18 protein-coding genes are annotated in these 20,073 nt (G+C 72.9%); 13 read left to right on the forward strand and 5 right to left on the reverse strand.

All coding sequences use genetic code 11. The features are described 5' to 3' along the window. The first annotated feature begins 7 nt into the window (after window positions 1–7). The 5 genes from AB0K18_RS24135 to manA all read left to right on the forward strand — a co-directional run bounded on the left by AB0K18_RS24135 (window position 8) and on the right by manA (window position 5,572). Window positions 8–964, forward strand: coding sequence for a hypothetical protein (locus AB0K18_RS24135; RefSeq protein WP_364917891.1), 957 nt, complete (start codon window positions 8–10; stop codon window positions 962–964). Between the two features lie 74 nt (window positions 965–1,038). Further along, window positions 1,039–1,983: a hypothetical protein gene (locus AB0K18_RS24140; RefSeq protein WP_364917893.1), complete on the forward strand. Its 945-nt coding sequence runs from the start codon at window positions 1,039–1,041 to the stop codon at window positions 1,981–1,983. After that, window positions 1,980–3,071: an FAD-dependent oxidoreductase gene (locus tag AB0K18_RS24145; RefSeq protein ID WP_364917896.1), complete on the forward strand. Its 1,092-nt coding sequence runs from the start codon at window positions 1,980–1,982 to the stop codon at window positions 3,069–3,071. The genes AB0K18_RS24140 and AB0K18_RS24145 overlap by 4 nt, the downstream gene beginning before the upstream one ends. After that, a complete protein-coding gene (locus tag AB0K18_RS24150; RefSeq protein ID WP_364917899.1) occupies window positions 3,068–4,288 on the forward strand; it encodes a cytochrome P450 in 1,221 nt (406 codons plus the stop codon). Before AB0K18_RS24145 ends, AB0K18_RS24150 begins: the two co-directional genes overlap by 4 nt. 90 nt (window positions 4,289–4,378) lie before the next feature. Further along, complete coding sequence (gene manA / locus AB0K18_RS24155; protein WP_364917902.1) at window positions 4,379–5,572, forward strand: mannose-6-phosphate isomerase, class I; 1,194 nt, start codon at window positions 4,379–4,381, stop codon at window positions 5,570–5,572. Between the two features lies 1 nt (window position 5,573). Here the strand turns inward: manA and AB0K18_RS24160 are convergent, their stop codons facing one another. Further along, window positions 5,574–7,148, reverse strand: coding sequence for a bifunctional NAD(P)/FAD-dependent oxidoreductase/class I SAM-dependent methyltransferase (locus tag AB0K18_RS24160; RefSeq protein ID WP_364917905.1), 1,575 nt, complete (start codon window positions 7,146–7,148; stop codon window positions 5,574–5,576). A gap of 90 nt (window positions 7,149–7,238) precedes the next feature. Between AB0K18_RS24160 and AB0K18_RS24165 the strand changes: the two genes are divergently transcribed. Both AB0K18_RS24165 and AB0K18_RS24170 read left to right on the forward strand, forming a co-directional pair. Continuing rightward, the gene (locus tag AB0K18_RS24165) at window positions 7,239–7,826 is read left to right on the forward strand and encodes a helix-turn-helix domain-containing protein (RefSeq protein WP_355419539.1); all 588 of its coding nucleotides are present in this window, start codon (window positions 7,239–7,241) and stop codon (window positions 7,824–7,826) included. Window positions 7,827–7,961: 135 nt separating this feature from the next. Then, window positions 7,962–8,549: a hypothetical protein gene (locus AB0K18_RS24170; RefSeq protein ID WP_364917908.1), complete on the forward strand. Its 588-nt coding sequence runs from the start codon at window positions 7,962–7,964 to the stop codon at window positions 8,547–8,549. A 3-nt stretch (window positions 8,550–8,552) separates the two neighbouring features. Here AB0K18_RS24170 and AB0K18_RS24175 read toward each other — a convergent pair whose 3' ends face one another. The 3 genes from AB0K18_RS24175 to AB0K18_RS24185 are packed head-to-tail and all read right to left on the reverse strand — an operon-like array spanning window position 8,553 to window position 10,598. Next, window positions 8,553–9,950, reverse strand: coding sequence for an amino acid permease (locus tag AB0K18_RS24175; RefSeq protein WP_364917911.1), 1,398 nt, complete (start codon window positions 9,948–9,950; stop codon window positions 8,553–8,555). Between the two features lie 58 nt (window positions 9,951–10,008). After that, on the reverse strand, window positions 10,009–10,185 hold the full coding sequence (locus AB0K18_RS24180; protein ID WP_364917914.1) for a hypothetical protein: 177 nt from the start codon (window positions 10,183–10,185) through the stop codon (window positions 10,009–10,011). After that, complete coding sequence (locus tag AB0K18_RS24185; RefSeq protein WP_364917917.1) at window positions 10,134–10,598, reverse strand: AMP-binding protein; 465 nt, start codon at window positions 10,596–10,598, stop codon at window positions 10,134–10,136. The genes AB0K18_RS24180 and AB0K18_RS24185 overlap by 52 nt, the downstream gene beginning before the upstream one ends. A gap of 253 nt (window positions 10,599–10,851) precedes the next feature. On the opposite strand from AB0K18_RS24185, the gene AB0K18_RS24190 reads away from it, so the two are divergent. From AB0K18_RS24190 to AB0K18_RS24215, 6 genes are all read left to right on the forward strand, one after another. Beyond that, window positions 10,852–11,613 carry an alpha/beta hydrolase gene (locus tag AB0K18_RS24190; RefSeq protein WP_364917919.1) on the forward strand — a complete coding sequence of 254 codons (762 nt, stop codon included), beginning with the start codon at window positions 10,852–10,854 and terminating at the stop codon, window positions 11,611–11,613. 107 nt (window positions 11,614–11,720) lie between these two features. Next, window positions 11,721–14,225: a hypothetical protein gene (locus AB0K18_RS24195; RefSeq protein WP_364917921.1), complete on the forward strand. Its 2,505-nt coding sequence runs from the start codon at window positions 11,721–11,723 to the stop codon at window positions 14,223–14,225. Beyond that, window positions 14,222–15,022, forward strand: coding sequence for an SDR family oxidoreductase (locus tag AB0K18_RS24200; protein ID WP_364917924.1), 801 nt, complete (start codon window positions 14,222–14,224; stop codon window positions 15,020–15,022). Before AB0K18_RS24195 ends, AB0K18_RS24200 begins: the two co-directional genes overlap by 4 nt. A gap of 203 nt (window positions 15,023–15,225) precedes the next feature. Continuing rightward, a complete protein-coding gene (locus AB0K18_RS24205; RefSeq protein WP_364917926.1) occupies window positions 15,226–16,620 on the forward strand; it encodes a family 2B encapsulin nanocompartment shell protein in 1,395 nt (464 codons plus the stop codon). Between the two features lie 27 nt (window positions 16,621–16,647). Continuing rightward, window positions 16,648–17,820 carry a family 2 encapsulin nanocompartment cargo protein terpene cyclase gene (locus AB0K18_RS24210; RefSeq protein WP_364917928.1) on the forward strand — a complete coding sequence of 391 codons (1,173 nt, stop codon included), beginning with the start codon at window positions 16,648–16,650 and terminating at the stop codon, window positions 17,818–17,820. 36 nt (window positions 17,821–17,856) lie between these two features. Continuing rightward, window positions 17,857–18,711: a geranyl diphosphate 2-C-methyltransferase gene (locus AB0K18_RS24215; protein WP_355419525.1), complete on the forward strand. Its 855-nt coding sequence runs from the start codon at window positions 17,857–17,859 to the stop codon at window positions 18,709–18,711. Here the strand turns inward: AB0K18_RS24215 and AB0K18_RS24220 are convergent, their stop codons facing one another. Further along, window positions 18,712–20,019, reverse strand: a complete 1,308-nt coding sequence (locus AB0K18_RS24220; protein ID WP_364917932.1) for a hypothetical protein — start codon at window positions 20,017–20,019, stop codon at window positions 18,712–18,714. Window positions 20,020–20,073 lie beyond the last annotated feature (54 nt).

Consider the following 20,073-nt stretch of genomic DNA (forward strand, 5'->3'; position numbering starts at 1 on the left):
CAGGAACGTGGCGCAACCCCTCGAAATCGCGTGCGACGAATCCGGCGCGGAGGGCGAGAAGCTCGTCGGCGGCAACAGCGACGTCTTCGCCCACGCCAGCGTGCTCATGGACGCCGAGGCGGCCGCCGCCGTCATCGCCGAGCTACGCGTGCGAGCGCCCACCCCCGCCGACGAATACCGCGCGAACCACGTCCTGCGCGAGAAGCACCGCGCCGCCCTGCTCTGGCTGCTCGGCCCCAGCGGCCCCGTGCTCGGCCACGTCCGCGTCTTCGTCGCCGACAAGACCTTCTGGCTCACCGGCAAGGTCACCGGCCTGCTCCAGGACGACCACACCCCGCGCCTCGGCCTCGACCCCCTCGCCAGAGCCGACGCCCTCGCCCTCTACCGCGAGGGCCGCCGCACCTTCGGACCCGGCCGCTGGGCCGCCTTCCTCGACTCCTTCAACTACCTGCTGCGCGCCAAGAACGGCCAGGGCATCACCACCTCCGTCGCCGACACCTACCTGCTGATCGACGAGCTGCGCACGGCGCACGGCCCGGCCGGCGACGTCATGCGCGCACTGTGGAAGGTCCGCGACCGCGTCGAGGAGTTCCGCGACCGCCTGCTGACCGACCCCCACGTCTTCCCCGCGCTCGACCCGCTCATCCCCGCCATCGTCCAGGCCGTCACCTCCTGGGGCGACGGCCGCGGCCCCGTCGCCGTCGTGCACGACCGCCAGACCACGCTGACCGACGAGCGCATCGCCCAGATGCGGCAGATACTCGGCGGCCGGATGGCCGGCCTCCGGCTCGTCGTCTCCGAGCTCGACGAGCGCGTGCAGATCGCCGACGTGCTGGCCGGCATCGCCCGCAAGGCCGCCTCCGACGAGCTCAACGGCCGCCCCGACCCCGAGCTGACCCACCTCCTGCGCCCCTACGTCGATCCCGCCTCCATCTGGGCCGACGAACGCGGCCCTTTCGCATAAACCCAGGTCATGCCCCGGTAAACAGCCCCACCCCCACACGATCGCCACCAAACGTGACGTTAGAGTGACGTAGTGTGAACGAGACGAAGCAACTGGAAATCTCCTGGCCCGGCCTCGGCATCACCGTGGCCGCCGAACTCGACCAGCGCAACCCCTCACTGGCCCAGGCCCTGTGGGACGCGCTGCCCTACCGCAGCCTCCAAGGGCATGCCCTGGTCGCCGGGTACCACCTGTACCACCTCGCCCCGGTCCACGCCCTGCTGCACACCGCCGCCGAGTACAAGGTGGACCGCCGCACCGTGCCCGACGGCACCCTGTTCTGCTCCCGCCTGCAACACCTCGGCATCAAGTACGGCGAACTCACCGAACCCATGACCGCCACCCCGATCGGCCAGGTCGTCGAAGAGGACCTCGACGCCCTCATCCACGCCGGCCGCGAAGTGTGGAACTCCGTCTACACCACCAAGGAACCGGTCATCGCCGAGGTCCGCCAGGCCGGCCAGACCGGCGGCCACGTGCTGCCCCGCCTGCCCGTCGGCGACCCCGAGCTCAACCAGCTCGCCAAAGAGGTGCACGCCGAGACCGAGCGCATCTGGCTCGACCCGCCCAGAGAGCTCCTCGACCTGCACGAAGGCCGCATCCCGTCCGGCGCGGGCAGCTACGAGACCGTCCTGACCACCCTGCTGTTCGTCAACGGCGAGACCCGCCCGCTCGGCTACAGCTGCTACGGCGGCCTCGTCCGCGCCGCACTCGACGGCATGCCCATGCCCTGGCTGCGCCAGATGACCCGCCAACTCGCCCACACACCCGCCGAGTTCCTCGGCTACTGCGGCCTCGACCGCCTCTGGGACTTCACCCAGCGCCTCCTGGACGGCCTCGAACGCCTCGACAGCCACGAGGACTACATCGCGATCATGGCCCACATGGCCCTCTACTGCAACTGCCTCGGCGGCTGGAACCTGCACCTGTTCCCCTGGGAGGCCGGCGCCCACCTGCGCAGACTGCAGGTCCAGGCATGAGCGCCGGATCCCGCGTGGTGGTGATCGGCGGCGGCGTCATCGGGCTGTCGATCGCCTACCACCTCGCCGAAGCCGGAACCGACGTCACCCTGCTCGAACGCGGCACGCTCGGCTCCGGCGCCTCCCGCGCCACCGCCGACGTCGTACGCTCCTACTTCGCCGGCAACCCGGTCAGCTCCGCGCTCGCCGTCCGCAGCCTCGCCGCCTACCACGCCTTCCCCGAAAGGCCCGGCATCGACCTGCCGCTGCGCCAGGTCGGCTACCTCGTGCTGTTCACCGAGCCCGAGCAGGTCACCGCCTTCGAAGCCGACCTGCCCGCCCAGCACGCCGCCGGCGTCGACGTCGGGCTCATCGGCGCCAAGGAGGCCAGGCGCCGCAACCCGCTCATCGGCGACCTGCCGCTGCTGGCCGCCGCCTACTCGCCCGACGCCTACATCTCCGACACCACCGCCATCGTCACCGCCTACGCCATGGCCGCCGAGAAAGCCGGAGCCACCCTGCGCACCGGCTGCCCGGTGACCGCCATCGACGCAGAAGCGGGCCGCGTCCAGACCGCCGACGGCGAACTGTCCGCCGACGCCGTCGTCTGCGCCGCCGGCGCCTGGTCGGCCTCGCTCGTCCGCTGCGCCGGCGTGGACCTGCCGCTCACCGAACCCATCGAGCAGGAGCTGCTCACCACCGACCCGCTCCCGCCCGGCACACCCGACATCCCGGTCACCCTGCACCCCGCCAGCGGCCTGCTGATCCGGCGGCGCGACGACCGCATGCTCATCGGCATGGGCTACCCGGGACCCGACCGCGAGTCCTGGCGCCGCGACGTCGCCGCCCGGCTCGCCGAGACATACCCGAGCCTGGCCGGCCTGGCCCTGCACACCGCCGTCACCGGGCTGCGCGACGCCAGCCCCGACAAGACGGCCTTCATCGGCCACCAGCCGGGCCCACCGGCCTTCCTGTACGCGACCGGCTTCTCCGGCCACGGCCTGTGCAACGCGCCCGCCGCCGGCGAACTCGTCCGCGACCTCTACCTCGACCAGGACCCCGGCATGGACGTGACCGCCCTGGCGGTCAGCCCACGACGAACGGGATGACCATGACCGACGACCGCTTCATCCTCGACCCGGCCACCCGCGACATCCACGCCGACAACGAACGCCTGCGCGCCGCGGGACCACTCGTGCCGGTGACCGCGGAAGGCGTACCGGCCTGGGCCGCCACCCGGTACGCCACACTGATGACCGTCCTCACCCACCCGGACCTGTCCAGGGAGCTGCGCCACTGGTCAGGCCGCGACGCCCTGCCACCGGGCACCGCCATCGACCGCATCGTCACCGACACCTCCATGCTCAACGCCGAAGGCGAACGCCACCGGCGGCTGCGCATGCCGCTCACCGCCGCGTTCTCACAACGCCGGCTCAACGGCCTGCGCCCGCGCATCGAGGAACTCACCGCCCGGCTCATCGACCACCTCGCCGAGCAGCCGCCCGACCAGCCGGTGGACCTGCGGCTCGAATTCGCCTACCCGCTGCCGCGCGAGGTCATCTCCGAGCTCATCGGCATCCCGCCCGAGCACCAGGACGAGCTGCACCGCCTCACCGACGCCGTCGCCCAGGTCGGCGACCTCGAAGACTCGCCCGGCCTGCGCAAAGAGCTGCACGAACTGCTCGACCAGATCATCGACGAGCGCCGCGGCGCACCAGGAGAAGACCTCATCACCGACCTGTTCCGGCTGCACGAGAAGGACGGCGGGCGGCTGTCGGAGGACGAGCTGTTCGCCACCATCGAGCTGCTGTTCATCGCCGGGCACGTCACCACCGTCAACCTCATCACCAACGCCATCGGCGCCCTGCTCGGCCAGCCGGGCCAGCTCGGGATGCTGCTGTCCGGGCAGTGCCCGTACAGCGCCGCCGTCGAGGAGACCCTGCGCTGGGACTCGCCCATCGCGTACTTCCCGATGCGCTACGCCGTACGCGACGTCGAACTCGACGGTGTCCGCGTACCCGCGGGAGAGCCCGTCCTGGCCTGCTTCGCCTCCACCGGACGCGACCCCGACCAGTACGGACCCGACGCCGACCGCTTCGACATCACCCGCACGCAGACCCAGCACCTCGCCTTCGGCCACGGCCCGCACTTCTGCCTGGGCGCGCCACTGGCCAGGCTGGAAGGCGAGATCGCGCTGCGGGCGCTGTTCACCGCCTTCCCGGGCATGCGGCTCGCCACGCCCGCCGAGGACCTGCCGCCGCTGGACACCCTGCTCGGCAACAGCACCCGCGCCATGCCCGTCCTGCTGGGCCCGCGCGCCCGCTGACCAGATGGGCCGCCCCGCGCGGCCCAGCCCGGGTACGCACTCCCCCCGCACGCGTTCTACGCTCCATGAACGACGATTGGAGCCAACGCCGTGCAACACCCCGCCCCGCCATCGGGCACCGCCCCCATACGCCTGGCCACCACCATCCGCCCTTACGACTGGGGCTCGGTCACCGCCCTGCCGCGCCTGTTCGGCACGGAGCCGACCGGCGAACCGCAGGCCGAACTCTGGATGGGCGCCCACCCCGGCGCGCCCTCGACCGCCGGCGGCGTCCCGCTGAACGAGCTCATCGCCCACGACCCCGCCGCCACCCTCGGCGCCCCCGCCGCCGATCGCTTCGGCCCCGAGCTGCCCTACCTGCTCAAGGTCCTCGCCGTCGAACGCCCGCTCTCCCTCCAGGTCCACCCCACCACCGAGCAGGCCAGGGCCGGCTACGCCGCCGAGAACGCCCGCGGCATCCCGCTCGACGACCGCACCCGCACGTACAAGGACGCCTCCCACAAGCCCGAGATGGTGTGCGCCCTCACCCCCTTCCACGGCCTGTGCGGCTTCCGCGCCCCCGCCGCGACCGCCGCCCTCCTCGACCGGCTCGGCCTGCCCGGCCTGCGCCCCTGGATCGACGCCCTCACCGACGGCGAGCCCGAGGCCGCGCTGCGCCGGGTGTTCGCCGAGATGCTGGACGACGCCGCCCGCCCGCTGCGCGCCGGCGTCGAACGCGCCCTGCTGGAAGCCGTGGAGGACGACGAGCTGGCCGTCTACGCCGGCATCGCCCGCGCCTACCCCGGCGACCCCGGCATCGTCGCCGCCCTCCTGCTCAACCACGTCGACCTGGCCCCCGGCGAGGCCCTCTACCTCGGCGCCGGCGTCCCCCACGCCTACCTCGGCGGCATCGGCGTCGAGATCATGGCCAACTCCGACAACGTGCTGCGCTGCGGGCTCACCTCCAAGCACGTGGACGTGCCCGAGCTGATGCGCGTCGTGGACTTCACCCCGACCGCCCCGCACCGGGTCGAGCCGGCCGAGGACCCCCGAGGGGCGTACGCCTACCGGCCGCCCGCCCCCGAGTTCGCCCTCACCCGCCACGAGCTGACCGGTGAGCACACCCATCAGCTGCCCGGCGGGGTGCCGCAGATCGTGCTGTGCGTGGAGGGCGAGGCCCGCCTCGGCGAGGATCTGACGCTGCGTCCCGGCGAGTCGGCGTTCGTCCCGGCCGCCGCTGCCTCGGTGACGCTGGCCGGCAAGGGGACGGCGTACCGCGCCGAACCCGGCGCCTTTACACTGTAGATCACAGACGGCGGAGCACCAGGACGTTGTCCTTGCGGGTGGTGGGGGTGCCGTCGGGGGCGGTCTGGGGGCGTTCGAACTCGGCGTCCTTCAGCACCTCCCACTCCCCCTCCGTCAGGTCCAGCGACTCGTACACCTCGCGGGGCGTCGGGAGGTGCACGTGGGGGTGGGGGTTCGGCTCCCAGGACGGCCCGGCGGCGTGCCCGGCCACCAGCAGCACCCCGCCCGGCGCGACGGCCGCGGCGGCGGCCCGCAGGATCTCCTCACGGGGCAGGTCGTGCGGTGAGTGCAGGTAGCAGGCGGTGACCAGGTCGTACGTGCCCTCGGGGAAGGACCGGCCGAGGTCGTGCCACTGCCAGTCGATCCGGTCGGCCACGCCCATGCGCTCGGCGAGTTCGGCCGCCCGGCGCAGCGCCACCCCCGACACGTCGGCCGCGGTGACCCGCCAGCCCCGCTTCGCCAGCCACACCGCGTCGCCGCCCTCGCCGCTGCCCAGGTCGAGCGCCCGGCCCGGCGGCAGGTCGCTCAGCTCGCGGACGAGCACCACGTTCGGCTCGCCGGTCCAGAGCCGCTCGCGCTCGGAGTAGCGGCCGTCCCACAGCTCCTCGGGAGTCACCTCGGCCTGGGCGGCCCGGCGGGCGGTGACGGCGGCTCTGGTCTCCTCCTCGATCAGGTCGGCGTTGATGGCGGCGCCGGCCTTGACGCCCGCCGCCGCCGAGCCGATGACCTGCTCGAACAGGCTGGTGACGTTCCCCGCCGCCCACACCCCTGGCACGGACGTGCGGCCCGTGGGGTCGGCGGGGACGTGGGTGCCCACCACGTGGCCGCCCATCTCCATCTCGGCGGTCTCCAGCCTGAGCCGCGCCAGCGGTCCGACGCGGGCGGTCAGCCGCGTGCCCAGGGCCAGCGCCTGGCGGGCGTGCTCACGGCCGTCGGCCGTCCGCACGCCGTGGAGCCGCCCGTCCTTGAGGACCAGCTCCGTCACCTCGCCCTCGATCACCGCGACGCCCCGGGCGTCGAGCTGCTCGCGCTGCTCGCCGGACGGCTCCGGCATGGTGTGCGAGAACAGGGTCACGTCGTCGCTCCACTGCCGCCACAGCAGCGCCTGGTGCACGGCGAGCGGGCCGGTGCCGAGCACGCCGATGGCCTGGTCGCGTACCTCCCAGCCGTGGCAGTACGGGCAGTGCAGCACGTCCTTGCCCCACAGCTCGGCCAGTCCTGGCAGCGGGGGCAGCTCGTCGATCAGGCCGGTCGCGACCAGCAGCCTGGCCGCCTCGACGGCGGTGCCGTCGTCCAGCGTGAGGCGGAAGCGCCCGTCCCCGAGCCGCTCCGCTCCCGTCACGGCGGCGTTCTCGACGCGCACGCCGTACGCGGCCACCTCCTCGCGCCCGGCGGCCAGCAGCTCCGACGGCGGCGTGCCCTCGCGGCCGAGGTAGACGTGCACCCCCTCGGCGGGGGCGTTGCGCGGCCGGCCCGAGTCGACCACCAGCACGCTGCGGCGGGCCCGGCCCAGCGTGAGCGCCCCGCTCAGCCCGGCGGCGCCGCCGCCGATCACTACCACGTCGTACGTCTTCATGTCGCGGTCTCCCTTCCGTATGCCAGGCAACTGTGCGCGAGCCGCCGACGAGTTGACAAACTTCGTTGCCGGAATGGCAAGGTTGGGTCCATGGAACTCGACGAGGTGCTCCAGGCGGTGGGTCCCCGGCTGCGGGCCCTGCGCCTGGAGCGCGGCATCACCCTCACGCAGCTCGGCAAGAGCACCGGCATCTCGGTCAGCACCCTGTCCCGGCTGGAGTCCGGCGGCCGCAAGCCGACGCTCGAGCTCCTGCTGCTCCTGGCCAGGGCCTACCAGGTGCAGCTCGACGAGCTGATCGACGCGCCCGTGACGGGCGACCCGCGCGTGCACATGCGGCCGGTCAAGCGGCACGGCATGACCTACATCCCGCTCACCCGGCGGCCCGGCGGGCTGCAGGCGTTCAAGCAGATCTATCCGCCGCACTACCCGGGCTACCTGCCCGAGCAGCAGGTGCACGAGGGCTACGAATGGCTGTACGTGCTGTCGGGCCGGCTGCGCCTGCTGCTCGGGCCGCACGACACGACGCTGGTGGCCGGGGAGGTGGCCGAGTTCGACACGCGGACGCCGCACGCGTTCATCAACCCGGGCGACGAGCCGTGCGAGGTGCTGGCGCTGTTCGGCAAGCAGGGCGAGCGCATGCACGTACGCGCTCGTCCGGCCGCCCGCAAGCAGGACTGAACCCCAGGTCGGCTTCCTTTTCGAGAGGGATGTGGGGGTTCGTCATCGCGTTGACGGGCAGGGCGGCGGGGCGGGATCGCGGACTCCCGGACGGGCGGCGGTCAAGGCCCTAAAGTCCGTGCTGGGGGGTGCTCGATGAAGCTGGTGATCGACGGCGTGACGCGGCTCGTACGGCGCTACCGCCCTGACGGCAACCCGCTGCGCCGGCGTACCGACCGGTGGGAGAGCGCGGGGCTGGTGGTGGCGGTGCTGCTGATCCTGCTCTCCCTGTGGCCGGCGACGGCCGCCGCCCGCCAGGCGTACGCGGGCGCGCTGGCCACCGGCACCGGCCGCCAGCAGGTCCGGGCGACGCTGCTGGCCGACACGCCGGTGACGACGCTGTCGTTCGGCGAGGTGGGCGGCGGCGGGCTGGTCTCGGCGGGCTGGACGACGGCGTCCGGCCGCCGGCACACCGGCAAGGTGTCCGTGCTCTCCCCCGCCAAGGCCGGCGCGCAGCTCACCATCTGGGTCGACAGGTCAGGCCGCCCGGCCCCGCCGCCGCCCAGCGAGGCCGAGCTGCGCATCACGGCGGCGGCCACGGCCCTCATGATCCTCGGCGTGGCCGCCTGCCTCGTGCTGACGCTCTTCGCCGCGTTCCGCCACGGCCTCGACCGCGTCCGCTACCGCGACTGGACCGTCGCCTGGGCACTCGCCGACGACCACTGGCGCCAAAGCCCTTCGTGACCGTTACGATCTGCGTTCCAGGGCCGAGTGGCGGCGGCTGTAGGTGAAGTAGATGATCAGGCCGATGACGAACCAGACGGCGAAGCGCAGCCAGGTGTGCGGGTCCAGGAACGTGATGAGCCAGATCGAGAAGACCACCCCGATCGCGGGCACCACCGGCATCCACGGCGTGCGGAACGTACGCGGCAGGTCGGGCTGCCGGTAGCGCAGCACGATCACGGCCGCGCACACCACCACGAACGCCAGCAGGATCCCGATGTTGGTCAGCTCGGCCGCCTCCCTGATCGGCAGGAACCCGGCGATCACCGCCGAGGCCGCCCCGACGATCCAGGTGACACGGGTGGGCACCCGCCGTACGGGGTGCAGCTTGGCGAACCAGGCCGGCAGCAGCCCGTCGCGGCTCATCGCGAACCACACCCGCGTCACGCCCAGCATGAACGTGAACATGACGGTCAGGATGCCGATGATCGCGCCGGCCGCGATGAGAGAGGCAAGACCGGACAGCCCGACGGAGGCGAACGCCGAGGAGAAGCCGCTCTCCGGGTCGATCTCGCGGTAGTTCTGCATGCCGGTGAGCACGAGCGTGGCCAGCACGTACAGAACCATCGCGATGATCAGCGAGTAGATGATCGCCTTGGGCATGTGGCGCTGGGCGTCGCGCGACTCCTCGGCGGCGGTGCTCATGGCGTCGTAGCCGAACACCGCGAAGAACACGGTCGCCGCGCCGGTGATGGCGCCGCCGATGCCGAACGGGAAGAACGGCGAATAGTTGGCGGTGTTGATGTGGAAGAACCCGACGACGATGACGAGCAGCACGACGGCGACCTTGATGGCCACCACGAACGTCTCGAACCTGGCGGCGGCGCGGATGCCGAGGTTCAGCAGGTAGGCGATGAGCAGGCACAGCAGGGCCGCGAACAGGTCCACCACGCGCCCCTCGCCGGTCCCCGGCGCGCCCAGCATCCAGGGCGGCAGCGTGAGGCCGAGGTTCTGGACCAGGAAGCCGAAGTAGCCGGAGATGCCGATGGCGACGACCGCGACGATGGCGGTGTACTCCAGCAGCAGGTCCCAGCCGATGAACCAGCCGACGATCTCGCCGAGCACCGCGTAGCCGTAGGTGTAGGCCGAGCCGGCCTTCGGGATGAGGCCGGCGAACTCGGCGTACGAGAGCGCGGCGGCGGCGCTGGCCACCCCCGCGATGAGGAACGACACCAGCACCGCGGGCCCGGCCGTCTCGTGGGCGACGGCGCCGGCCAGCGCGAAGATGCCGGCCCCGATGATGCCGCCCACGCCGATGGCGGTGAGCTGCCACAGGCCGAGGGTCCTGGCCAGCTCCCCCTCGTGCTCGGTGGCGATCTGCTCCACCGGCTTGCGCCGGAAGACGCCACGGGAACCGACCATGACACCCCCACTGCCGATCGTCGCATCCGTGGGGGCGACCTTCCCTTCTGGCAGCGGGCTAACCTGCGGCGCGCCGCCTCAGCACGGTCTTCTGAATCTTGCCGGTGGAGGTCTTGGGGAGATCGCAGAAGTGGACCTCGTCGGGGCGGGCGACGACGGCCTCCTGCACGGCGGGGTGGGCGGTCAGGACGTTCTCGACCTCGACGGAGGCGCCGCGTACCGCGATCTCGCCCACGGTGGTGGCGTCGGCGGGCACGTCGGAGCCGTCGCCCGCCACGCCTCGCCGGGATCGACGACCTTGGGCAGGCACACGTGCCTCGCTCCGGCCAGCGTCACGGCCCACGGGAAGCACCAGCCGTGGCAGTGGAACATGGGCAGCGTCCACAGGTAGCTGCTCGCCGCCTCCAGCCTGGTGTGCAGGGCCATGGCGAGGGCCTGGAGGTAGGCGCCGCGGTGGTGGTGGACGACGCCCTTGGGGCGTCCTGTGGTGCCGCTGGTGTAGTTGATCGGCAGCGGCGACAGCTCGTCGGTGACGGGCACGAGCAGCTCTCGCGCGGTCTCGATCATGCTCTCGTACGCGGTGCCCGAGATCAGGCGCGGCGTGACCGTGCTCTGCTCGGCCGCGGCCTCGGCCAGGCCGCCGGCCAAGCCGCTGGACGCGCTGCCACAGCTCGGCGCAGGTCAGCTCCAGGCCGCCGTCCACGACGGCCAGGCGGGGGCCGAAGACGGCGGCGGAGCGCTGGAGGAAGCTGGTGGGTGTCAGGGGATCGTAGGACAGTACGGACTTCCGGTCCTCCTGTTCGTGACGCACGATGATCGTACGCACGCGCCGGGCCTTCCAGGGAGGGCGCTAACATCCGTGCCCGGACGAGGACGAGAGGCGACGACGAGAGGCGAGCACGTGAGCGAGCACCCCCTGTGGCCGGTGGACGGCGCGGCCACCATCACCGCCCTCCCCGTACGCGCGGCGCGCCCCGCGCCGGCGGTCGTGGTGTTCCCCGGCGGCGGCTACCACCATCTGGCCGACCACGAGGGCGCCCCGGTGGCGCGGTGGCTGAACGGGCTCGGCCTGGCCGCGTACGTGCTGCGCTACCGCCTCGCGCCGCACCGCCATCCGCTGCCGCTGCTCGACGCCGCGAGGGCGGTGCGCTGGGTCCGCCACCACGCCTCCGCTCATGGTGTGGACCCGGCCAGGGTGGGGGTCCTCGGGTTCTCGGCGGGCGCCCATCTGGCGGGTCTGCTGGCCACCGAGCCCGGGCCGGCGCTGCCCGAGGGCCCGCACGACGCGATCGACCGTGCCGACCCGCGGCCCGGCCTGGCCGTCCTGGGCTATCCGGTGACGGTGCTCGACGGGCACCGCGGCTCCGCCGACAACCTGCTCGGCCCCGATGCGCCCGCGTCGCTGCGCGCCGAGCTGTCGCTGCCCGGGCGCGTCTCCGCCGCCACGCCGCCGATGTTCCTGTGGCACACGGCCGACGACGAGTCCGTCCCGGTGGCCGGCACCCTTGAGCTGGCGGGCGCACTGGCCAGGCACGGAATCACGCAGGAGCTCCACGTCTACCCGAACGGCCGGCACGGCCTCGGCCTGGCGGCGGGCGAGAACCCGACGGCCGCCGACTGGACCGCCCGCTGCGCGGTCTTCCTGCGCGACCAGGGCTGGTGACCCGGGCCGGGCGGCCCGGGCTTTTGTGGGCGACGCGCCGGGATTACTCATGCGCGGTGGCGCCCGAGGGATTCATCATGGAGTCCCCCGCTGAGGGAGGTTGCGCCATGACGACCGCGAGCACGGGACACGAGGAGCCCGCGCGCAGGGTGGCGGCCGGGCTGGGACGGCGGCCGGACGGGTTGTCCGGAGTGGTGGAGATCCGGTTGCACGGGGTGGGCGGCACGTCGCCCCAGTCGCTGCTCGACGACCTCGCCCCCATGCAGGTCTCCGGCGACCGCATCGCCGGCTTCTACCGGACGGCCGACCGGGAGGGGCGGCACGTGGAGGCGTACTCGTGGGGCGGCCTGACCTCGGGCAGCGCCTGGCGGGTGCTGTGGCTGTTGCTGCTGCCGTTCGCGATGGCGAACATGGCGGCCCGCATGTTCCCGCCGTGGCTGCCGGGCAGGCCGCGCCGGTTCACGGTGTTCCTGTGGGCGGCCAGGCTGGCGTCCTTCGGGCTGACGCTCAACCTGGTCCTGCTGGCCGCCGCCATCCCGGTCGACTACGTGGCGTACCAGTGCGGGGGCGCGCCGGAGTGCGCGCGCTGGCCGGCCTGGCTGCTGCCGCCCGAGCGGCCCGGCGTACGGATCCTGGTGGGCGCGCTGGTGCCGCTGCTGGTGATCGCCGTCCTGTACCTGCTGGCGCACACCTCCCAGAACCGCTACGACCAGGTGAAGCCGCCGGCTTATGACACCGGCGTGCCGCCCAGGGAGACGGGGCTGCGCGAGGGCGAGTTCCCCGGCCTGTCGGACCCCGCGTTCTGGGACGACGTCGAGCACACCAGGACGCTCACCCGCCTGCACGTGGCCGGTGCCGTGGCGCTCGTCGCCGCGCTGGTCGCGTGGACGTCGCACGCGGTCAGGCCGCTCCCTGAGCCGTGGGCGGCGATCGGCGTGGCCGTCCCGCTGGCCGTGATCGGCCTGTGCGCGCTCGCCCTCATCGGCAGGCGGAAGGCCGGCTCGTGGGCGCTGCTGGCGGTGGCGGGCGCGGCGATGGCGCTCTCGGCGGTGCTGGCCGCCGGGCAGCCGCCGGGCGACCCGTTCGGCGCGGGCCCGCACGAGCTGCCCGGCCTCCAGGTGTTCATGAACGGCGTGTACGGAGGCGTGCTCGGCGCGCTCTTCCTCGTCCCCGTCACCCTGGCCGCCGCCGCGTGGACCAGGGCCGACTGGCCGGGCGTGGCCGCGCGGGCCGTGCTCGTGCCGGTCGGGTTCGCCGCCGGGGTGGCGCTGCTGTCGGTGTGGGAGACCGACTACCGGTGGATCTGGACAGGGCTTGGGCTGGGCGTCGCGGTCGGGGCGTTCGCCGTCCTGACGAGCGGGGACGGCCGGCTGGGCGGCAGGTTCCGCTGGGGTGCGCCGTTCGTGGTGCTGGGGCTCGCGGTGGCCGCGCTCAACACGTTCATGCTGGCCACGCTGCTGCTGGTGGCCGAGTGGCTGGGCACGCTGCGGCCCTGCCACGACCCGCGCCGCGGCGGCTGCCTGGACGTCCCTGAAGCGGGGACGGCGGAGACGCCGATCGCCGTGTTCCCGATCATCAGGAACGTCATCCCGTACCTCATCGTGGTGCCCGTGCTCCTGCTGCTCTGCTTCCTGCTCTACCAGGGGGTGCGCTGGTGGAGCAGCGGCGTGCAGGGCGGTCGAGGCGTGGCCCGCCACTACCGCGAGCGTTTCGCCGTCCCCGACGGCCCGCTCAAGCGGTGGTGGGCGTCCACGGTGGACGAGCGCCCGGTCCCCGCGTGGCACCGGCGGCTGGTCGGGAGCTGGCCGGCCCGCGTGGCCAGAGCCCGGCGGCTGGCCAGGGTGCCGCGCGACCTCGACCTGCTGCTGACCGCGCTGATGGCGGTCGGCGGCATGGTGCTGGCCTGGGTGCAGTGGCGGGTGTGGTGGCACGACGACCTGCCGTCCAACGCCAACTGGCTCACCTCGCTGTGCGCCGGCGTCGCGATGCTGCTGCCGTTCGTGCTGGTCGGGCTGTTGCGGCTGGGCTGGAAGGACGAGCGCAACCGCCGCCTCATCGGCGTGCTGTGGGACGTCGCCACGTTCTGGCCGCGGCACTGCCACCCGCTCGCCCCGCCGTCCTACGCCGAGCGCGCCGTCCCCGAGCTGCAGCGGCGGCTGTGGTGGCTGCACGACAACGGCGGCGTCCCGCTGCTGGCCGCCCACAGCCAGGGCTCGGTCATCGCGGCCGCCGCGCTCGCCCAGCCCTGCTCCAGGCCGCGCGACGACCGGGTGACGCTGGTGACGTTCGGCTCGCCGCTGCGCACCCTGTACGCCTGGGGTTTCCCCGCCTACTTCGACGACGAGCTGTTCCGCCGGCTGGCCCACGGGCCCGGCGTCCAGGTGGCCCGCTGGCGCAACTTCTGGTGCGACACCGACTACATCGGCGGCCCCGTACGCGACGACGTGGACGAGCAGCTGCCCGACCCGCCCGACTGCCGCTTCCTGTACGGCCAGCCGCCGCCCGCCATCGGCGCCCACACCGGCTTCTGGGATGACCCGCGGCTGCACCGCCGCATCGCCGAGCTGGCCTCCGGTTTCCCCTCCCCACCAGGGGCAGGGAACGGCTCATGAACGACACCTACGACAAGGTCGCGATCGTGACGGGTGCCGACTCCGGCATCGGCAAGGCCACCGCGGTTGCGCTGGCGGAGCAGGGCTTCGAGGTGGGCATCACCTACCACCGGGACGAGGACGGCGCGGAGGAGACGGCCCGCCTCGTGCGCGCGACCGGCCGCGCCCCTGCCGTCCGTCAGCACGACCTGACCGATCCTGTACGCGCGGCGGCGGTGGTGGACGAGCTGGCCGACGAGCTGGGCGGGCTCGGCGTGCTGGTGAACAACGCGGGCACCGGCAGCCACGAGCCGCTGCTGGAGATGGGCTACGACCGCTGGCGGTCGGTGCTGGCGGTGGACCTGGACGGGCCGTTCCTGTGCGCGCAGCGGGCGGCCCGCCGCATGGTCGCCTCGGGGCGGGGCGGCCGGGTGGTGAACATCACCAGCGTGCACGAGGAGTACCCGAAGATGGGCTCGGGGCCGTACTGCGCGGCCAAGGGCGGGCTGCGCATGCTGAGCCGGGTGCTCGCGCTGGAGCTGGCCGAGCACGGCATCACGGTCAACACCGTCGCGCCCGGCGAGATCGCGACGCCGATGACCGGGCAGGAGGACATGCCGCCGCAGACCGGCAGCAGGCCCGGCAACCCGATCCCGCGGCCGGGCGACGCCCGCGAGGTGGCGGCCGTGGTGGCGTTCCTGGCGGGGCCGGCGGCGTCGTACGTGACGGGGGCGACGGTGTTCGTGGACGGCGGGATGACGATGATGGGCCCTCAGGGCGCGTCGGCGCTGGGATCGAGTGACTGGCGATCCCTTTAGCCCTTCGCCCGGCCCTTAGCCGCGAGGCGGGGTTTCACACCAGGTCAGGCGGTTCCCATCACGGGCTCGTCCAAGGGTGGCGGGCCCGTGACATCGACCTTCCGCGATCGCCAGCAATCCTGTCCGCGCAGAGACTCCTACGCTCCGTATCAATATCACTACTTTTAGTGGCGACTGCCCTGCCGACCCCGCCCGGAGGAAAGATGCCCACGGAGCCGACGGAGACGCGGCTGAGCCTCGACACGAGGGCCGCGCGCAACCTGGCCACCACCACCAAGACCGTCCCGCAGATGCAGGCGATCAGCTCGCGCTGGCTGCTGCGCATGTTGCCCTGGGTGGACGTGCGCGGCGGTACGTACCGGGTGAACCGCCGGCTGACCCATCGCATCGGGCGCGGGCGGGTGGCGGTGACCAACAACGGGGCCGACGACGTCCGTGTCGTGCCGGAGACGCTGACGGAGATCCCGGCCCTGCGCGGCTTCGGCGATCCCGCCGTGCTGGCGGAGATCGCCTCCACGTTCACCGCCCGCGAGGTGCAGCCGGGCGAGATCGTCGCCGAGGCGGGCCGCCCAGTGAACCAGACCTGCGTGATCGCCCACGGCCGGCTCGAGCGCCTGGGCACCGGCCCCTACGGCGACCGCCAGTTCCTCGGCATCATCGCGGGCGGCGACCAGTTCGGCGACGAGGCGCTGACCGAGGACGACCCGCGCTGGCCGTGCACCTACCGCGCGGCGACGGCCTGCACGGTGCTGGTGGCGCCGCGCTGGGAGCTGCGCCGCGTCGCCGACCGCTCCCCCGAACTGCGCGACCACCTGGCCCGCTACCTGGAGGTGCTGAGCCGACCCGCCAACCGCCGCGGTGAGGCGGCGGTGGAGGTCACGGCCGGGCACAGCGGCGAGCCGGCCATCGGCGGCACGTTCGTCGACTACGACCTGCACCCCCGCGAATACGAGCTGAGCGTCGCCCAGACCATCCTGCGCGTGCACACCCGGGTGGCCGACCTCTACAACCAGCCGATGAACCAGATCGAGCAGCAGCTCCGCCTGACCATCCACGAGCTGCGCGAGCGCGAGGAGTGGGAGCTGCTCAACAACCGCGAGTTCGGGCTGCTCCACAACACCGACTACGACCAGCGCATCTACACCTGGTCGGGCCCGCCCACCCCGGACGACCTCGATGAGCTGATCAGCATGCGGCGCAAGACGAAGCTGCTGCTCGCCCATCCGAAGGCGATCGCGGCGTTCTTCCGCGAGTGCAACAAGCGGGGGCTGGTGGTCGGCAGCACCGACGTGGGCGGTCACGAGGTGCCGGCCTGGCGGGGCATCCCCATCTTCCCCTGTGGCAAGATCCCGATCTCCGGCGCGCGGACGACGTCGATCCTGGCGCTGCGGACGGGCGAGGAGGACCAGGGCGTGGTGGGCCTCTACCAGACGGGCATCCCCGAGGAGTACGAGCCGGGGCTGAACGTGCGCTTCATGGGGATCAACGAGCGGGCCGTGATGTCTTACCTGGTCAGTGCCTATTTCTCGGTGGCGGTCCTGGTGCCGGACGCGATCGGGATCTTGGAGGACGTCGACATCGCCGCCCCGCGCTCGTGACCGGCCGACCCCAGGAAGAGGCATGACATGCCGGACATCTCCCCCCATGACGCTCCAGTGGCGCGGCTCCTGGCCGGGCCCGCCGGGCTGGGCTCGTCCTCGCTGAGCCTTCGGGCCGCGCTGCTGCCGCACCGGCGCGCGTACGAGGAGGGGGACGGGCACGAGCCCCCCGGTTCGCCGGTGGGGCCCGTGCCCGGGTCCGACCTGACGCCCCTCCCCTACCGCGAGCGCGAGTGGGGCGACGGCACGTACCCGCCGCTGCTCTGCCCCGAGACCGTCCGCGTGGACGACGCGCTCGCCTCGGAGGTGGACCGGCGGCTGACGGCCTGGGCCGGGCGCATCGGCCTGCACGAGGGGCGGATGGAGGAGTTCGCCGCCACCGGGTTCGGCCGGCTGGCCACGCTCGCCCACCCCGACACCGACGACCCCGACCGGCTGCTCATCGCCGCCCAGATGAACGCCGCCTGGTGGGCCGCCGACGACTACTACGCCGACGAGACCGACCTCGGCGCCACCCCCACCGAGCTGCCGCCCCGGCTGGCGCTGGTGACCTCCGCCATGGACCCGCCGCCCGACGCCGGCCCCTACACCGAGCAGCTCGAGGCGGCCATCGCCGCCGACCCGGTGCTGGTGGCGCTGCGCTCGGCGCTCAGCCACGTCGCCCGCCACGCCACCGACTCGCAGATCCTGCGGGTCCGCAACATCACCAGCCAGATGTACGTCAGCTGGGCCGCCTACGCCGCCTGGCGCTACCTGGAGACCCCGCCGCCCGTCTGGCGCTACCTGGCCGCCCGCCAGCACGACAGCTTCTACACCTCGATGACGCTCATCGACGTCGTGGGCGGCTACCGGCTGCCCGCCGAGCTGTTCGCCGAGCCGCGCTTCCACACCGCGCTCATGCAGGCGGGCACCGCGAGCGTGCTGGTCAACGACCTGCACTCGGCGGCCAAGGAGGCGGCCGACGAGCTGCCAGACTCCAACGTCATCCTGCTCATGGCCGCCGAGGACGGCTGCTCGGCCCGCGAGGCCACCGAGCGCGCCGTGCACCTGCACAACGACTTCGTCCGCGGCTTCGAGCAGAGCAGGCAGGCGCTGTCGGCCGTCCACTCCCCCGAGCTCAAGCGGTTCCTGCGCGGCGCGCAGGCGTGGATGGCCGGGTGCCTCGAATGGCACGGCAGCAGCAACCGCTACCAGTCCTGACCGTCACCCCGTCCCGTAACTGAGAAGGAGTCGTTGATGACCATGACGCCCCATGCCCCCGTGCTGAACAGCCTCTACCAGCAGTCGGTCGCCGACTACTGGAACACCGAGGAGAACCCGGTCAACCTGCGCCTCGGCGAGGTGGACGGCCTCTACCACCACCACTACGGGGTGGGCGAGGTGGACTGGTCGGTGCTGGAGGGCCCGGCCTCCACGCGGGAGAGCCGGGTGGTCAAGGAGCTGCACCGGCTGGAGACCGCGCAGGCCGAGATGCTGATGGCGCACCTCGGGCCGCCGCGCCCCGACTACCGCGTGTTCGACGCCGGGTGCGGCCGTGGCGGCTCCAGCCTGCTCGCCCACCTGCGCTTCGGCTGCGAGGCCGACGGCGTGTCCATCTCGGAGTCGCAGGTGGCCTTCGCCAACCGGCAGGCCGAGGAGCGCGGCGTCGGCGACAAGGTGCGCTTCCACTTCCGCAACATGCTCGACACCGGCTTCCCCACCGGCGCGTTCCACGCCTCGTGGAACAACGAGAGCACCATGTACGTCGAACTGTCCCTGCTGTTCGCCGAGCACGCCAGGCTGCTGGCCCGGGGCGGCCGCTACGTCTGCATCACCGGCTGCTACAACGACGCCTACGGCCTGCCGTCCCGGGCCATCAGCCAGATCAACGCCCACTACATCTGCGACATCCACTCCCGCAGCACGTACTTCAAGGAGATGGCGGCCAACCGGCTCGTCCCGGTCAGCGTCATCGACCTCACCGCGGCCACCATCCCCTACTGGGAGCTGCGGGCCAGGACCCATCTGGCCACGGGGATCGAGGACGCGTTCCTGGAGGCGTACAAGAGCGGCAGCTTCCAATACCTGCTGATCGCCGCCGACCGCGTCTGATCACACGCGTGCTGTGCGCCGGTCGGCTCCGGCGCGCAGCAGGTGCGTCCAGGCCAGGAGCGGCGCAGCGACCGCGCAGGCGACGGTGAACCACAGCGGCGACATCCCGATCGCCAGCCGGTCAGTGGCTACGACCAGGGCCACCACGGACACACCGGCCAGCCCGGTGGCGGCCAGCGCGGCCAGCGCGAGCCTCCTGCCCCGCCACAGCACGGCCGTCAGCACCACGACGGCCAGCCCTCCGAGCCCGACGGCGGCCTCGAACCCCCGCCACAGCAGCGACAGCGGCTCGCCGATCATGCTCTGTACGGTGTGCAGGGGCAGGTACCGGGTGAGCCACAGCGGGTCTCGGCTGATCAGCGGCGGGATCAGGACGCTCACGCACGCCGCGAAACCGGCGAACCGCACCAGCGGCGCGGGGCCTTCAGGTGCCAAGCCGGGTGGCCGGGCCGGTGACGTGGCCTGTGATGGGGCCTGTGATGGGGCGTGTGATGGGGCCGGCTGCGGAGCGGCGAGGTCGTGGGCGGAGCGGGCCAGCCAGATCACGATCATGGCGTCCATGACGGCGTACGCCGCGAGGTCCACGCCGGCGACCCGAGCCGGCAGGAGCGCGACGAACATGACCAGGAGGAGGGGCAGGACCTGGGCGGCGACGCCGTACAGGACGGTCGCGCGCCGCCAGCGGCCGTCCCGCCACTGAGCCGCCAGCACCAGCACATACCAGAGCGTCCCGGCCAGGCCGCCCAGCCCGGCCGCCTGGGCCGCGCGCTCCCAGTCGTGCAGGTCGAGCGCGTAGAACACCTCGCCCGCGACCGTCGTCACGTAGCCCAGCAGCCCCGCCGCCAGCGCGAACCCGGCCAAGCTCCACCGCTGCCGCAGCACGGGATGGAGGGCCACCACGACCGCGGCCAGCACCGTCGCATCGAGCACCACGGCCCACCACGGCCAGATCGGCGCGGCAGCGTAGACGACCCAGGTGCCGGCGACGACGTAGAGGGTCAGCCGTAACCGCCGCTCGTCCCGCCCTGCGGGGTGACGGGCGGCTCCGGGCGGTGGGCGCGAGGGGCCGCGGAGGGACTGCCACAGTGTCCAGGTCCAGACGGCGCCGACTGCGAGCAGCAGGCCGACGCTCGGCCGCGACAGTCCGGCGATGACGTCCCGCAGGGTCGGCTCGCCGCCGTCGCCGTCGTCGGTCTCCTTCAGGACGGTCAGCCGTTCGAGGGGGCCGATGTCGCCGCCGGTCAGCGCGATGCCGGCGGTGACGGCGACGGCGATGACGTAGGCGGCGGTGAGCAGGAGGGCGGGCACGGCTGATCGGTGGCGGCGCACGGGGGGTCACACTCTCAAGGAAAGCCAGGTGTA

This window comes from Nonomuraea sp. NPDC049421, assembly GCF_040677005.1.
Lineage (GTDB): Bacteria > Actinomycetota > Actinomycetes > Streptosporangiales > Streptosporangiaceae > Nonomuraea > Nonomuraea salmonea.

What these genes read in the sequence shown, in the direction of transcription:
- AB0K18_RS24200 (WP_364917924.1), top strand. Translation starts at nt 14,222, where the DNA reads ATGAACGACACCTACGACAAGGTCGCGATCGTGACGGGTGCCGACTCC.
- AB0K18_RS24205 (WP_364917926.1), top strand. Translation starts at nt 15,226, where the DNA reads ATGCCCACGGAGCCGACGGAGACGCGGCTGAGCCTCGACACGAGGGCC.
- AB0K18_RS24160 (WP_364917905.1), bottom strand. Translation starts at nt 7,148, where the DNA reads ATGAAGACGTACGACGTGGTAGTGATCGGCGGCGGCGCCGCCGGGCTG.
- AB0K18_RS24215 (WP_355419525.1), top strand. Translation starts at nt 17,857, where the DNA reads ATGACCATGACGCCCCATGCCCCCGTGCTGAACAGCCTCTACCAGCAG.
- AB0K18_RS24150 (WP_364917899.1), top strand. Translation starts at nt 3,068, where the DNA reads ATGACCATGACCGACGACCGCTTCATCCTCGACCCGGCCACCCGCGAC.
- AB0K18_RS24165 (WP_355419539.1), top strand. Translation starts at nt 7,239, where the DNA reads ATGGAACTCGACGAGGTGCTCCAGGCGGTGGGTCCCCGGCTGCGGGCC.
- AB0K18_RS24175 (WP_364917911.1), bottom strand. Translation starts at nt 9,950, where the DNA reads ATGGTCGGTTCCCGTGGCGTCTTCCGGCGCAAGCCGGTGGAGCAGATC.
- AB0K18_RS24195 (WP_364917921.1), top strand. Translation starts at nt 11,721, where the DNA reads ATGACGACCGCGAGCACGGGACACGAGGAGCCCGCGCGCAGGGTGGCG.
- AB0K18_RS24145 (WP_364917896.1), top strand. Translation starts at nt 1,980, where the DNA reads ATGAGCGCCGGATCCCGCGTGGTGGTGATCGGCGGCGGCGTCATCGGG.
- AB0K18_RS24210 (WP_364917928.1), top strand. Translation starts at nt 16,648, where the DNA reads ATGCCGGACATCTCCCCCCATGACGCTCCAGTGGCGCGGCTCCTGGCC.
- AB0K18_RS24170 (WP_364917908.1), top strand. Translation starts at nt 7,962, where the DNA reads ATGAAGCTGGTGATCGACGGCGTGACGCGGCTCGTACGGCGCTACCGC.